Here is an 11,893-nt window from a genome sequence, read left to right as displayed (position 1 = left end):
GTCGGATTCTAAGGGGCGGTGCGAGGCTGTCCTGCCTGTCGATCCGGCTGGGCCGCAACGGCGGGAAAGACCCGGCCATTTTGGGGGAAAGCATGATCCGCTCCGAACTGATCCAGATGATCTCCGATGAGAATCCCCATCTTTTTCGGAGGGATGTCGAGCGCATCGTGAACACCGTCTTTGAAGAGATCATCGACGCGATGGCGCGTGGCGATCGCGTTGAACTGCGCGGCTTTGGCGCCTTTTCGGTCAAGAAGCGGGATTCGCGGACGGGTCGCAACCCCCGCACCGGCGAGGCGGTCGAGGTGGACGAGAAGCATGTGCCCTTCTTCAAGACCGGCAAGCTGCTTCGTGACCGGTTGAACGGCGACGCCTGAAATGTGTAATAGGCGGCGCCCGCCCGTGGCCCGTGCAAGTCGAGGAACTGTCCCATGCGCTTCATCCGTCTGATCTTTGTCGCGCTTCTGGCGCTGGTGCTGGTGGCCGTGGCCCTGGCGAACCGCGAGATGGTCACCCTGTCGGCCTTTCCGGCGAATTTTGGCCAGTATCTGGGCGGGACCTGGTCGATCGCCCTGCCGCTGTTCCTGGTGATCTTTGTGGCCTTCGCGCTGGGGATGCTGGCCGGGCTGGTCTGGGAATGGCTGCGTGAGGCGCATATCCGGCGCGAGGCGCGGTATCGCGGTGCCGAAGTCGCACGGCTGCAAGGCGAGGTGGGTCACCTGCGCGATCGTCATGCCGCGCCGCAGGACGAGGTGCTGGCGATCCTTGACGGGCCGACGGCGCCCTCTGCCACCACGGTCGTTCCGCCTTCACAGGCGCAGCTGCCGGCGGTTCGCTGAGGCGTGGCGGACGTCAAGATCTGCGGGCTGCGCGAGCCGGCCCATGTTGTCGCTGCTGCCGAAGCCGGGGCGCGGTTCGTGGGTTTCGTGTTCTTTCCGAAGTCTCCCCGTGCGGTGACGGTGTCTGAAGCCGCAGCCTTGGCGCAGGCCGTTCCGGTGGGGGTGGCGCGGGTGGGGCTGTTCGTCGATCCCGATGATGCGCTGCTGGCAGAGGTCCTGGCGGAGGTGCCGCTGGACGTGATCCAGCTGCACGGGCATGAGACGCCGGAGCGGGTGGCCGAGGTCAAGGCGCTGACGGGGCTGCCGGTCATGAAGGCGGTGGGCATTTCGGGCGCCGAGGATCTGCCGTTGCTGACCGAGCATGGGCTGGTGGCGGATATGCTGCTGGTCGATGCGAAGGCTCCGAAAGGGGCGGATCTGCCGGGCGGCAACGGGCTGGCCTTTGACTGGCGCCTGCTGGTCGGGCGGCGCTGGTTGCGCCCCTGGATGCTGGCGGGCGGGCTGACGCCCGGGAACGTCGCCGAAGCCGTGCGCCTGACCGGGGCGCCGATGGTGGACGTCAGTTCGGGCGTGGAATCGGAGCCGGGATGCAAGGATGTGGGGCTGATCGGTACATTTGTTGCGGCGGCGCGTTGAGTCGTTGCGCGGTGTAAGGCGTGGGGTTCGGCGTTTCCGGAGCAGGTGTTGCATTGCGTGCGCAGAGGGTGTTGCGGGCGTAAGTAATTGGGCGGGAAAGGGTTTCGTTTACGCAACTGCAACCTGAAGTTTAGTCGTTGACTTGCGGAGCGGTCCAAGGTAGAACTTGGACATGCTGGGAGAAATGGGCAAGCGGCCGGGGGAAACCTTGGGCCGCTTTTTCGTTTCTTGGCTCGTGCGGACAGGACACGAGGCGGGGCAGATTGCATGAACGATATGGATTGGGGCGGGGTCGGGAATCCCGAAGGACCTTTCGTGGCCGGAACCTTGCCTGACACGGCGGGGATCCAGCTGCCCGGGATCGGGGCGGAGGAGGACGAGATCGACGTCCTGCGCTGGCTGTTCTGGGACTATGTGAAGGACCTGAGGGGTCACCAGGCCGAGCTTGAGACGGTCAAGGCGGGGGAGGTGGACCCGGCGCGGCTGAAGAAGGCCATGGACACCGCAAAGACCGTCCGCGAGGCGGTCCAGCTGCTGATGGCGGAAAGGAACAAGGTTGACAAACTTCGCAAGGATATCGCGGGCGGGGTCGGAGGAGGCAGCCTCGACCTTGACGCCGCACGAGACGAGATCGGGCGCCGCCTGGCTTGCCTCCGCCGCGCCGCAGGAGGTTGAGGCGTTCCTGGGCGGGCTGTCGGAAAACGCGCTGATGAGCCTGCCTTGGCTGTTCGAGTTCTGGGCGCTGCCCCACCAGTTGCCCCCCGAGGGCGACTGGAAGTCCTGGGTGATCATGGGCGGGCGCGGCGCGGGCAAGACCCGCGCCGGGTCGGAATGGGTGCGGCGGATGGTCGAGGGGCCGACCGCCGCCGCACCCGGCAAGTGTCATCGCGTGGCCCTGGTCGGAGAGACCTTTGACCAGGTGCGCGAGGTGATGGTGTTCGGCGAAAGTGGCATCCTGGCCTGTTCGCCCCCAGACCGGCGGCCGGTCTGGGAGGCGGGGCGGCGGCGGCTGGTCTGGGCCAATGGCGCGACGGCCACGGTCTATTCGGCGCATGAGCCGGAAGCGTTGCGCGGGCCGCAGTTTGATGCGGCCTGGGTGGACGAGCTGGCCAAGTGGAAGAAGGCCGAGGATGTCTGGGACATGCTGCAATTCGCGCTGCGCTTGGGGGAGCATCCCCAGCAGGTGGTGACGACGACGCCGCGCAATGTCGGCGTGCTGAAGCGGATCCTGGGCAATGCCAGCACGGTGGTGACCCATGCGCCGACGGATGCCAACCGCGCCTATCTGGCCGAGAGCTTTCTGGCCGAGGTCGAGACCCGCTATGGCGGGACGCGGCTGGGGCGGCAGGAGCTGGACGGCGTGCTGCTGGACGATGTCGAGGGTGCGCTGTGGACGACGGCCATGCTGGAGGAGGCGCGGATCGAGACGCCACCAAAGCTGGACCGGATCGTCGTTTCGGTCGATCCGGCCGTGACGGGGGGCCGCGCGAGCGACGAATGCGGGATCATCGTGGCGGGCGTCGTCACGCAGGGCGAGCCGAAGGACTGGCGCGCCTATGTGCTGGAGGATGCCAGCATGCGCGGCAGCCCGTCGGACTGGGCGCGGGCGGCGATCGCGGCGATGGACCGGCACGGGGCCGAGAAGCTGGTGGCGGAGGTGAACCAGGGCGGCGATCTGGTCGAGAGCGTGATCCGGCAAATCGACCCCCTGGTGCCGTTCCGGGCGCTGAGGGCGTCGCGGGGCAAGGGGTTGCGGGCCGAACCGGTGGCCGCGCTTTACGAGCAGGGGCGGATCAAGCACCTGCGCGTGGGATCCCTGGGGGCGCTGGAGGACCAGATGTGCCAGATGACGGTCCGCGGTTTTGAGGGTCGGGGCAGCCCGGACCGTCTGGATGCAATGGTCTGGGCGATCCACGAGCTGATGATCGAGCCGGCCAGCGGCTGGCGGCGGCCGCAGATGCGGCGGCTTTGACCGGGTTCCGGCGGCGTCTGGCGCCGCCCGGGTCACGAGGGACATTTTCATGAGGACAAAGGGCCGCCCTGTCGGGGCGGCCCTTTCGCATGGATGAGGCATGGAGGCGAGCATGGCGTTTCGATTGTTTTCGCGGGAGGAGAGATCCGCCCCCGCGCCGGAGAGGAAGGCCAGCGCGACGGGCCGTGTGGTGGCCTTTGCCAGCGGGTCGGGGCGGCCGGTCTGGACGGCGCGGGACACCGGCAGCCTGACCCGCGGCGGCTTTGTGGGCAACCCGATCGGCTTTCGCTCGGTCAAGCTGATCGCGGAGGCGGCCGCGGCCGTGCCGCTGATCTGCGCCGACCGCGAGCGCCGCTATGAGATGCACCCGCTGCTGGACCTGCTGCGGCGGCCCAATCCGGGGCAGGGCCGCGCCGAGCTGTTCGAGGCGCTGTTCGGGCAGATCCTGCTGTCGGGCAACGGCTATCTGGAGGCGGTGGGCCTGGACCCGGCGGGCCTGCCGGAGGAGCTGCATGTGCTGCGGTCTGACCGCATGAGCGTGGTGCCGGGCGCGGATGGTTGGCCCGTCGCCTATGAATACGCGGTGGGGGGACGCAAGCACCGCTTTGACATGACCGGCAGCCCCGACCCTATCTGCCACATCAAGAGCTTTCACCCGCAGGATGACCATTATGGTCTGTCGCCGATGCAGGCGGCGGCGGTGGCCCTGGATGTCCACAACAGCGCCTCGGCCTGGTCCAAGGCACTGCTGGACAACGCGGCCCGGCCCAGCGGGGCGATCGTCTACAAGGGGATGGACGGGCAGGGCACGCTGAGCGCGGAGCAGTATGACCGGCTGGTGGGCGAGATCGAGATGAACCACCAGGGCGCGCGGAATGCCGGGCGGCCCATGCTGCTGGAGGGCGGGCTGGACTGGCGTCCGATGGGGTTCAGCCCCTCGGACATGGAGTTCCACGAGACCAAGCTGTCGGCGGCGCGCGAGATCGCATTGGCCTTTGGCGTACCCCCCATGCTGCTGGGGATCCCGGGGGATGCGACCTATGCCAATTACGCCGAGGCGCACCGGGCCTTTTACCGGCTGACGGTGCTGCCGCTGGTCGCGCGGGTGGCGGCCTCGGTCGCGTGGTGGCTGTCGGAGCATCTGGGGGCCGAGGTCGAGCTGCGCCCCGACCCCGACCAGGTGCCGGCCCTGGCCGAGGAGCGCAACCAGCAATGGGCACGGATCGCGTCGGCGGGTTTCCTGACGGATGCCGAGAAGCGCGGCCTGCTGGGGCTGCCGCCGCTGGACGGGGCCTGAGCCATGGAAGGGTCGCGTTTCGTCAAGGACGGGCTGTGGCACGACCAGCGCCTGGAGGCGCAGGAGCGGATCATGGCGCTGCAATTCGGCCAAGTCGAGAAGCGGCTTGAGCGGATCGAGGCCCTGATCGAGGGCCTGGAGCGGCGGTTGTGGATGACGGTCTATGGCGTCGTCGCCGTGATCCTGACCCAGGCCGTGCAGGGGATATTGGAATATGCGCCAAAAGGAGGCTGAGGGATGGTTCCGGGGCTTGAGGTGAAATTTGCGGGCGGGGCGCCGGCCCTGTCCGACGGCCAGGTGATCGAGGGCTATGCCAGCCTGTTTGGGCTGACCGACCAGGGAGGCGATGCGGTGCTGCCGGGGGCGTTCGCGGCGTCGCTGGAGCGGCTGGCGGCCAAGGGCGACAAGGTGCGGATGCTGTGGCAGCACGACCCGACCCGGCCCATCGGCGTCTGGGACGAGATCCGCGAGGACCGGACGGGCCTGTGGGTCAAGGGGCGGCTTTTGCCCGAGGTGGCGCAGGCGCGCGAGGCGGCCGCGCTGATCCAGGCCGGGGCCATCGACGGGCTGTCGATCGGCTATCGCACGATCCGCGCCGAGCGCGACCAGAAGGGCCGCCGCGCCCTGGCAGAGGTGGAACTGTGGGAGGTGTCGCTGGTGACCTTCCCGATGCTTCCCCAGGCCAAGGTCGACCGCAAGGAGGCGGACGAGCTGCGCGAGATGGCGGCGCTGTTCGCGCAGGCGACGCAGGCCCTGCGGGGCGCATGAGTTTCCGGACCGGGTGCGCCCGGTCCGTCAAGGCGTTCGGACCGGCCCTAGGGCGGTCCGGCTACAGGGGCGCGGCCCCGTTCATCGCGACGAGGAGAAGACCATGACCGAGGTGAAGGCCGCGGGCGGCGGGGACATGTCCGCCGATCTGAAAGGGGCCATGATGGGGTTCGTCAGCGAACTCCGGGGTTTCCGTGAAGACATCCAATCCAAGCTCAATGCACAGGAAGAGCGTATGACCATGATCGACCGCAAGACCGCCCTGCGTGGCCGTGCCCCTTTGTCCGCCGCCGCCGAGACCGGGGCGCCGCATCAGAAGGCCTTTGACGCCTATCTGCGCAGCGGTGACGACGACGCGCTGCGCGGCCTGGTGATCGAGGAGAAGGCGCTGTCGGTCGTCAGCGACGGCGGCTTCCTGGCGGCCCCCAAGGTGGCGGAGACGGTGCAGAACACGCTGTTCTCGACCACCTCGCTGCGCCGGATGGCCAATGTGGTCGCGATCGAGGGCAGCGTCTATGAGGTGCTGGTCGAGCGGGGCGAGACCGGCAGCGGCTGGGCCACCGAGGCGACCACGGTCGAGTCGGCGAATTCGCAGCTGGACCGCATCGCGATCCCGGTTCACGAGCTGTCGGCGATGCCCAAGGCCAGCCAGCGCCTGCTGGACGACGCGGCCTTCGATGTCGAGGGCTGGCTGGCCGAGCGGATTGCGGACCGGTTCGCCCGCGCCGAAGCCTTTGCCTTTATTCGGGGTGACGGCCTGGACAAGCCGCGGGGCATCCTGTCCTATCCGACCGCTGCGGACGGGACCACGACGGCGGGTCAGGTCGGCTTTGTCGGTACCGGCGTCTCGGGCAACTTTCCGACGGCTGCGCCGATGGATTGCCTGATCGACCTGATCTATGCGCTGGGGGCGCAGTATCGCGCCAATGCGGCCTTCCTGATGAACTCGAAGACCGCCGCGCGGGTGCGCAAGATGAAGGATGCCGATGGCCGCTTCCTGTGGAGCGATCCGCTGACGGTGGGCCAGGTGCCGCAGCTGCTGGGTTATCCGGTCGTCATCAGCGAGGACATGCCGGACGTCGCGGCCGGCGCGTTCGCAGTGGCCTTTGGTGACTTCCGCTCGGCCTATACCATCGTCGAGCGCCCCGATCTGCGCGTGCTGCGCGATCCGTTCAGCGCCAAGCCGCATGTGCTGTTCTATGCCACCAAGCGGGTCGGCGGCGGCGTCACCGACTTCCGCGCCGTCAAGCTGCTGCGCTTCGCCTGATCCCACTCGGGATGAGGTGAAGGGGAGGGCGCGCTTTGATGTCGGCCATGCCGGCTTAGCAACTGTCCGCGCGCGCTGATGGCTGGCGTGCGGGCGCGCCCTTTTCCCTGACCTGGCACGGCAGGCAGGGCCCCATGAGGGGGCCCTGTCCTGATGGAACATGCGGACGGCAGGACGGGAGGTTCGCGAGATGATGCTGATAGAGGAGACGGCGCCCGCGGCGGAGGCGCTGCCGGTGGCCGCCCTGCGCGGGCACTTGCGTCTGGCCCAGGGCTTTGGCGGGCCGGAGGATGCAGCCGAGACTGCGGCGCTGGCGGGCTTTCTTCGTGCCGCGATTGCCACGATCGAGGGCCGGACCGGCAAGGTCCTGCTGAAGCGGCGGTTCCAGATGCAGCTGGATGATTGGCGCGACCGGTTGGGCCAGTCGCTGCCACTGGCGCCGGTGCATGCGATTGAGGCGATCCGGATCGACGATGGATCCGGAACGGTCACGTCGCTTTCGCCGGAGGCATGGCGGCTGGTTCCCGATGGGCAGCGGCCGGTGATCCTGCCCACCGGGGTGGTGCTGCCGCATGTGCCGCGGCGGGGCAGCGTGACGATCACCTTCGTTGCGGGATTTGCCGATGCCTGGGCCGGCGTTCCGGCGGACCTTGCGCAGGCGGTCATCCTGCTGGCGGCCCGCTATTACGACGACCGGAGCCATGATGGAGGGCAGCACGCGCTGCCGTTCGGGGTCAGCACGCTGATCGAGAGGTGGCGCGCCGTGCGCACCCTAGCCGGGCGCGGCAGCCGGGAGGTTCGCTGATGGCGGTTCCGGACCTGAATCTGCGCCTGGCGCTGGAGACGCCGGACCGGGTGGATGACGGCATGGGCGGTCACCGGCTGGTGTGGCGGCAGCTGGGCTGCCTGTGGGCGGGGCTGGAAGCGAGGTCGGCCCGCGAGAAGGGCAGCGGACCCGGCATGATCAGCGTGGTCCAGTGGAAGATCTTGGTCCGCGGGGCGGCGGTCGGCGATCCGCGTCGTCCGCGGCCGGGCCAGCGGTTGCGCCTGGATCAGCGGCTTTTCCTGATCGAGGCGGTTGCCGAGGCCGATCCGCGGGGCCGTTTCCTGGACTGTTTTGCACGCGAGGAGCTGGGGGCATGAGCTATCGGGCAGGGGCAGCGTTGCAGGCTGCCGTCTATCAACAGCTGCGAGCGGATGCCGTTCTGGCCGACCTGGTGGGCGACGCGATCTTTGACGCGATGCCTGTCGATGTGCCGAGCGGCATCCACGTGGCGCTGGGACCCGAGGAGGTCCGGGACGCCAGCGACGGCACGGGGCAGGGATCGCGCCACGATTTCGTCGTGTCGGTGATGTCGGGAACCGACGAGGGCGCGGGCTTTGGTGCGGTCAAGGCCGCCGCGGCCGCGGTGGCGGAGGCGCTGGAGCGGGACGGGCTGATGCTGGCGAGGGGCCGGCTTGCCGGCCTGTGGTTCCTGCGCGCGTCGGCGCGACGGATGCAGAACGGGGCTGCGCGACAGGTCGACCTGATCTTTCGCGCCCGTATCGACCTGAACTGAGGAGAGTCAAAAATGGCAGTGCAAAGCGGACGGGATCTTTTGATCAGAATGGACATGACCGGGAACGGCACGTTCGACACGGTGGCCGGGCTGCGCGCCTCGCGCCTGTCGTTCAACGCCGACACGGTCGATGTGACCAGCCTGGAGAGCGAGGGCGGTTGGCGCGAGTTGCTGGGCGGTGCGGGCGTGCGCAGCGCCTCGATCGCGGGGTCGGGGGTCTTTCGCGACGCGGCCAGCGACGGGCGCGCGCGGCAGGTCTTTTTCGACGGGGAAGTGCCCCGGTTCCAGGTCATCATCCCGTCCTTTGGCCGCGTCGAGGGACCGTTCCAGATCACGTCGCTGGAATATTCGGGCACCCATGACGGCGAAGCCACCTATGAGATCGCGCTGGCCTCGGCCGGGGCGCTCACATTCGTGGCCCTGTGATGGTGAACCCGATGCGGGGGGAAGTGGAACTGGTTCTGGATGGCCGGCCGCACAGGGCCCGCCTGACGCTGGGTGCCTTGGCGGAACTGGAGACCGAACTGGACGAGGCAGGCCTGACCGGCCTGGCCCGTCGTCTGGAAGAAGGGCGGTTCAGCAGCAGGGACATTCTGTCAGTCCTGGTGGCCGGGCTGCGCGGCGCCGGCTGGTCCGGCAGTACCGCCGACCTGATGTCGGTCCAGATCGAGGGCGGGCCACTGGAAGCGGCGCGCGCCGCGGCGCGGCTGCTGACCCTGGCGTTCCGGGGTGCCGCATGAGCGAGGCGACCGGGCTGGACTGGCCTGGGCTGATGCGGGCCGGGCTTCGCGATCTCCGGCTGCATCCGGACCAGTTCTGGGCGCTGACACCGGCAGAGCTGGCCCTGATGCTTGGCCTCGACCAGGCCCGGCCCGGAATGACACGCGCGCGGCTGGAAGAACTGGCCGCCCGCTATGCCGATCTGCCCGACCTTTCGGGACCGGGTGGCGAAGAGACAGGGGATTGATCAGATGGCGATACGAGACGGCTCTGGTCCCGCGCTGGACCTGCTGGAGGATGAACCAGGGCCCGGCGGCCGGATGACAAGCGAGTTTCAGGCCGAGCTTGGACGCCTGCGGCAGTCGATGGCGCTGACGGCCCGCGAGGTGGGCACGCTGTCCTCGGGTTTGGAGCGTGGCCTGGGGCGCGCCATCGACGGGTTGGTCCTGGACGGGGGCAAGCTGTCCGATGCCCTGAAGGACATCGGCAGGTCGCTGGCGGACACGGTGTACGGCATGGCCATGAAGCCCGTCGAGAACGCCTTGGCAGGAACACTTGCGAGCGGGGTCGCCGGGCTGTTCGGCGGCGGGCTTTTGGGGCAGGGTGTGACGCCTTTTGCGAAAGGCGGCGTCTTTTCGCAGGGACGGGCTGCCGGGGGCGGCGTCGTGTCCGGTCCCACGAGCTTTCCCATGCGGGGGGGCGCCGGCCTGATGGGCGAGGCGGGCCCGGAGGCGATCATGCCCCTGCGCCGCGGTCCCGACGGCAAGCTGGGCGTTGCCGCCGCAGGAGGTGGGGGTGGCGTGCATGTCACGTTCAACATCCAGACCCCGGACGTGGCCGGGTTCCAGCGCAGCCAGTCGCAGATCGCGGCGCAGATGTCGCGGGTGCTGGCCCGCGGCGAGCGCAACAACTGAGAGGAGTTGCCCCATGGCATTTCACGAGGTGAGATTTCCTGCCAAGCTGTCCTTTGGCGCGATCGGCGGGCCCGAGCGTCGGACCGAGATCGTCACGATGGCCAGCGGTTTCGAGGAGCGGAACACGCCCTGGATCCATTCCCGGCGCCGATTCGATGCCGGAATGGGGCTGCGGTCGCTGGATGACCTGTCCGCGGTCGTCGCCTTCTTCGAGGCGCGGTCGGGCCAACTGCACGGCTTTCGCTGGAAGGACTGGTCGGACCACAAAAGCTGCGCCCCGTCCGCAGCGCCCCGGTTCGGGGATCAGGTCATCGCGATCGGTGACGGACAGACGCGCAGCTATGCCCTGACCAAGGCGTATCGCTCGGGCGCCAATGTCTATCTGCGGCCCATCGCCAAGCCGGTGCGCAATTCGGTTCGTGCGGGTATCGGCGGCAACGAGGTGTTCTTTGACATCAACTATACCGTGGATCACGTGCTGGGCCGCATCACCTTCAACGAGGCACCAGATGTGGGGGCGGAGGTGACCGTCGGATATGAATTCGACGTTCCGGTGCGCTTTGACACCGACAGGATCGCCGTTTCGATATCGTCGTTCCAGGCAGGGCAGGTGCCCGACATTCCGGTGGTCGAGGTGCGCGTATGACCACGACCACGATTGCGCGCGCCTGGTCGGTACGCCGGGTTGATGGGCTGACCATCGGCTTTACCGATCACGATCGCGCCTTGAGTTTCGAGGGTGTCACCTTTCGCCCCGACCGCGGCCTCACGGCGAAGGCTCTGGTCCAGGCGACCGGGCTGTCGGTGGACAATTCGGAGGCCACCGGTGCCCTGAGCGACGATGCCATCACTGAACGGGACCTGATGGCCGGTCGGTGGGACGATGCACAGCTGCGCATGTGGGAGGTGGACTGGACGGACGCCGCGCGCCGCAGGTTGGTGTTCCGCGGCACACTGGGAGAGGTGGCACGTGCGAATGGCGCCTTTCGTGCCGAGCTGCGCGGGCTGTCCGAACAGCTGAATGCGCCTCAGGGAAGGGTCTATCACCGCAGGTGCAGTTCGCGGCTGGGCGACGCAACCTGCAAAGTGGACGTGACCGCGCCCGGATTGTCGGTCCAGCGCCAAGTCGAGGGTCTGGACGAGGGGCGGATCCTGACCTTCACGAACTTTCCGCCCTTTGCTGCCAACTGGTTCGAGCAGGGGCGGATCGAGGTGCTGTCCGGAGGCGCCGAAGGACTTCATGGCATGATCAAGAACGACACCGCCTTTCCCGGGGGACGCAGGGTGATCGAGCTTTGGTCGGCGCCAGGCATCCTTCCCGTGACGGGCGATCAGGTCCGGCTGACGGCCGGATGCGACAAGGCCGCCGCGACCTGCCGGTTGAAGTTCGCAAATTTCCTGAACTTCCGCGGCTTTCCGCATCTGCCCTCGGAGGATTGGCTCATGGCGCCGCAGGTCGGGGTGCGCAATGGATGAGCGCGTGGTCGACGCAGCGCGGGGATGGCTGGGGACGCCTTATGTGCACCAAGCCAGCAGCAAGGGCTCGGGGGCCGACTGTCTGGGCCTGATCCGCGGCATCTGGCGCGAGATCTTTGGCAACGAACCTGAGGCCCCGCCCGCCTATACGGCGGACTGGGCGGAATGTGGCAGCCAGGAGCTGCTGCTGGCCGCTGCAACCCGTCACCTGATGCCGGTGGCGGCGGATGAACTCTGGGCGCCCGGGCAGGTGCTGCTGTTCCGGATGCGTCAGGCGGCCATTGCGAAGCATCTGGGTGTCTTGTCGGCCGCCGGAGCAGAGTCGCGGTTTTTGCATGCCTATACCTATCATGGTGTCACCGAGAGCCCGCTGACGCCGCCCTGGCGGTCCCGGATCGTCGCGCGGTTCCGATTTCCCTGACCATCTTGAACGAAGGAGGCCAGC

General features: G+C 68.2%; 19 protein-coding genes. All 19 read left to right on the top strand.

The window, feature by feature from the left end; genetic code table 11:
- Window positions 1–92 precede the first annotated feature (92 nt).
- The 19 genes from ihfB (at window position 93) to ACNR9W_RS09675 (ending at window position 11,869) form a co-directional block, all read left to right on the top strand.
- A complete protein-coding gene (ihfB, locus tag ACNR9W_RS09765; RefSeq protein ID WP_111297998.1) occupies window positions 93–377 on the top strand; it encodes an integration host factor subunit beta in 285 nt (94 codons plus the stop codon).
- Between the two features lie 54 nt (window positions 378–431).
- A complete protein-coding gene (locus tag ACNR9W_RS09760) occupies window positions 432–839 on the top strand; it encodes a lipopolysaccharide assembly protein LapA domain-containing protein (RefSeq protein ID WP_419267526.1) in 408 nt (135 codons plus the stop codon).
- A 3-nt stretch (window positions 840–842) separates the two neighbouring features.
- Window positions 843–1,475 (top strand): phosphoribosylanthranilate isomerase, encoded by a 633-nt coding sequence (locus ACNR9W_RS09755; RefSeq protein WP_419267527.1) that lies wholly within the window; start codon window positions 843–845, stop codon window positions 1,473–1,475.
- A gap of 267 nt (window positions 1,476–1,742) precedes the next feature.
- A complete protein-coding gene (locus ACNR9W_RS09750) occupies window positions 1,743–2,150 on the top strand; it encodes a permease (RefSeq protein ID WP_419267528.1) in 408 nt (135 codons plus the stop codon).
- Between the two features lie 34 nt (window positions 2,151–2,184).
- On the top strand, window positions 2,185–3,447 hold the full coding sequence (locus ACNR9W_RS09745; RefSeq protein ID WP_419267788.1) for a DNA-packaging protein: 1,263 nt from the start codon (window positions 2,185–2,187) through the stop codon (window positions 3,445–3,447).
- A gap of 112 nt (window positions 3,448–3,559) precedes the next feature.
- The gene (locus tag ACNR9W_RS09740; RefSeq protein WP_419267529.1) at window positions 3,560–4,744 is read left to right on the top strand and encodes a phage portal protein; all 1,185 of its coding nucleotides are present in this window, start codon (window positions 3,560–3,562) and stop codon (window positions 4,742–4,744) included.
- 3 nt (window positions 4,745–4,747) lie between these two features.
- Window positions 4,748–4,978, top strand: coding sequence for a GTA head formation protein, RCAP_rcc01685 family (locus ACNR9W_RS09735; RefSeq protein WP_419267530.1), 231 nt, complete (start codon window positions 4,748–4,750; stop codon window positions 4,976–4,978).
- A gap of 3 nt (window positions 4,979–4,981) precedes the next feature.
- Complete coding sequence (locus ACNR9W_RS09730; RefSeq protein ID WP_419267531.1) at window positions 4,982–5,512, top strand: HK97 family phage prohead protease; 531 nt, start codon at window positions 4,982–4,984, stop codon at window positions 5,510–5,512.
- A gap of 103 nt (window positions 5,513–5,615) precedes the next feature.
- Complete coding sequence (locus ACNR9W_RS09725; protein WP_419267532.1) at window positions 5,616–6,779, top strand: phage major capsid protein; 1,164 nt, start codon at window positions 5,616–5,618, stop codon at window positions 6,777–6,779.
- Between the two features lie 190 nt (window positions 6,780–6,969).
- Window positions 6,970–7,584 carry a head-tail connector protein gene (locus tag ACNR9W_RS09720; RefSeq protein ID WP_419267533.1) on the top strand — a complete coding sequence of 205 codons (615 nt, stop codon included), beginning with the start codon at window positions 6,970–6,972 and terminating at the stop codon, window positions 7,582–7,584.
- Entirely contained in the window at window positions 7,584–7,922 is a 339-nt protein-coding gene (locus ACNR9W_RS09715; protein WP_419267534.1) for a head-tail adaptor protein, read from the top strand. The genes ACNR9W_RS09720 and ACNR9W_RS09715 overlap by 1 nt, the downstream gene beginning before the upstream one ends.
- Window positions 7,919–8,338 carry a DUF3168 domain-containing protein gene (locus tag ACNR9W_RS09710; protein ID WP_419267535.1) on the top strand — a complete coding sequence of 140 codons (420 nt, stop codon included), beginning with the start codon at window positions 7,919–7,921 and terminating at the stop codon, window positions 8,336–8,338. Before ACNR9W_RS09715 ends, ACNR9W_RS09710 begins: the two co-directional genes overlap by 4 nt.
- Window positions 8,339–8,350: 12 nt before the next feature.
- Entirely contained in the window at window positions 8,351–8,764 is a 414-nt protein-coding gene (locus ACNR9W_RS09705; RefSeq protein WP_419267536.1) for a phage major tail protein, TP901-1 family, read from the top strand.
- Entirely contained in the window at window positions 8,764–9,078 is a 315-nt protein-coding gene (locus ACNR9W_RS09700) for a gene transfer agent family protein (protein WP_419267537.1), read from the top strand. The genes ACNR9W_RS09705 and ACNR9W_RS09700 overlap by 1 nt, the downstream gene beginning before the upstream one ends.
- Window positions 9,075–9,305: a rcc01693 family protein gene (locus ACNR9W_RS09695; protein ID WP_419267538.1), complete on the top strand. Its 231-nt coding sequence runs from the start codon at window positions 9,075–9,077 to the stop codon at window positions 9,303–9,305. Before ACNR9W_RS09700 ends, ACNR9W_RS09695 begins: the two co-directional genes overlap by 4 nt.
- A 4-nt stretch (window positions 9,306–9,309) precedes the next feature.
- Window positions 9,310–9,972 carry a phage tail tape measure protein gene (locus ACNR9W_RS09690; RefSeq protein WP_419267539.1) on the top strand — a complete coding sequence of 221 codons (663 nt, stop codon included), beginning with the start codon at window positions 9,310–9,312 and terminating at the stop codon, window positions 9,970–9,972.
- A 13-nt stretch (window positions 9,973–9,985) separates the two neighbouring features.
- A complete protein-coding gene (locus ACNR9W_RS09685; RefSeq protein WP_419267540.1) occupies window positions 9,986–10,618 on the top strand; it encodes a phage distal tail protein, Rcc01695 family in 633 nt (210 codons plus the stop codon).
- The gene (locus ACNR9W_RS09680) at window positions 10,615–11,448 is read left to right on the top strand and encodes a DUF2163 domain-containing protein (protein ID WP_419267541.1); all 834 of its coding nucleotides are present in this window, start codon (window positions 10,615–10,617) and stop codon (window positions 11,446–11,448) included. Before ACNR9W_RS09685 ends, ACNR9W_RS09680 begins: the two co-directional genes overlap by 4 nt.
- Window positions 11,441–11,869: an NlpC/P60 family protein gene (locus ACNR9W_RS09675; RefSeq protein ID WP_419267542.1), complete on the top strand. Its 429-nt coding sequence runs from the start codon at window positions 11,441–11,443 to the stop codon at window positions 11,867–11,869. Before ACNR9W_RS09680 ends, ACNR9W_RS09675 begins: the two co-directional genes overlap by 8 nt.
- Window positions 11,870–11,893: the final 24 nt, after the last annotated feature.

This window comes from Paracoccus sp. T5 (genome assembly GCF_048538155.2).
Taxonomy (GTDB): Bacteria; Pseudomonadota; Alphaproteobacteria; order Rhodobacterales; family Rhodobacteraceae; genus Paracoccus.
Note: the sequence above shows the minus strand (reverse complement) of the source record. Positions and strands in the feature narration are given on the sequence as shown.

Coding starts and splice junctions, on each gene's coding strand:
- ihfB (WP_111297998.1), top strand. CDS start 93: ATGATCCGCTCCGAACTGATCCAGATGATCTCCGATGAGAATCCCCAT.
- ACNR9W_RS09760 (WP_419267526.1), top strand. CDS start 432: ATGCGCTTCATCCGTCTGATCTTTGTCGCGCTTCTGGCGCTGGTGCTG.
- ACNR9W_RS09750 (WP_419267528.1), top strand. CDS start 1,743: ATGAACGATATGGATTGGGGCGGGGTCGGGAATCCCGAAGGACCTTTC.
- ACNR9W_RS09745 (WP_419267788.1), top strand. CDS start 2,185: ATGAGCCTGCCTTGGCTGTTCGAGTTCTGGGCGCTGCCCCACCAGTTG.
- ACNR9W_RS09740 (WP_419267529.1), top strand. CDS start 3,560: ATGGCGTTTCGATTGTTTTCGCGGGAGGAGAGATCCGCCCCCGCGCCG.
- ACNR9W_RS09735 (WP_419267530.1), top strand. CDS start 4,748: ATGGAAGGGTCGCGTTTCGTCAAGGACGGGCTGTGGCACGACCAGCGC.
- ACNR9W_RS09730 (WP_419267531.1), top strand. CDS start 4,982: ATGGTTCCGGGGCTTGAGGTGAAATTTGCGGGCGGGGCGCCGGCCCTG.
- ACNR9W_RS09725 (WP_419267532.1), top strand. CDS start 5,616: ATGACCGAGGTGAAGGCCGCGGGCGGCGGGGACATGTCCGCCGATCTG.
- ACNR9W_RS09720 (WP_419267533.1), top strand. CDS start 6,970: ATGATGCTGATAGAGGAGACGGCGCCCGCGGCGGAGGCGCTGCCGGTG.
- ACNR9W_RS09715 (WP_419267534.1), top strand. CDS start 7,584: ATGGCGGTTCCGGACCTGAATCTGCGCCTGGCGCTGGAGACGCCGGAC.
- ACNR9W_RS09710 (WP_419267535.1), top strand. CDS start 7,919: ATGAGCTATCGGGCAGGGGCAGCGTTGCAGGCTGCCGTCTATCAACAG.
- ACNR9W_RS09705 (WP_419267536.1), top strand. CDS start 8,351: ATGGCAGTGCAAAGCGGACGGGATCTTTTGATCAGAATGGACATGACC.
- ACNR9W_RS09700 (WP_419267537.1), top strand. CDS start 8,764: ATGGTGAACCCGATGCGGGGGGAAGTGGAACTGGTTCTGGATGGCCGG.
- ACNR9W_RS09695 (WP_419267538.1), top strand. CDS start 9,075: ATGAGCGAGGCGACCGGGCTGGACTGGCCTGGGCTGATGCGGGCCGGG.
- ACNR9W_RS09690 (WP_419267539.1), top strand. CDS start 9,310: ATGGCGATACGAGACGGCTCTGGTCCCGCGCTGGACCTGCTGGAGGAT.
- ACNR9W_RS09685 (WP_419267540.1), top strand. CDS start 9,986: ATGGCATTTCACGAGGTGAGATTTCCTGCCAAGCTGTCCTTTGGCGCG.
- ACNR9W_RS09680 (WP_419267541.1), top strand. CDS start 10,615: ATGACCACGACCACGATTGCGCGCGCCTGGTCGGTACGCCGGGTTGAT.
- ACNR9W_RS09675 (WP_419267542.1), top strand. CDS start 11,441: ATGGATGAGCGCGTGGTCGACGCAGCGCGGGGATGGCTGGGGACGCCT.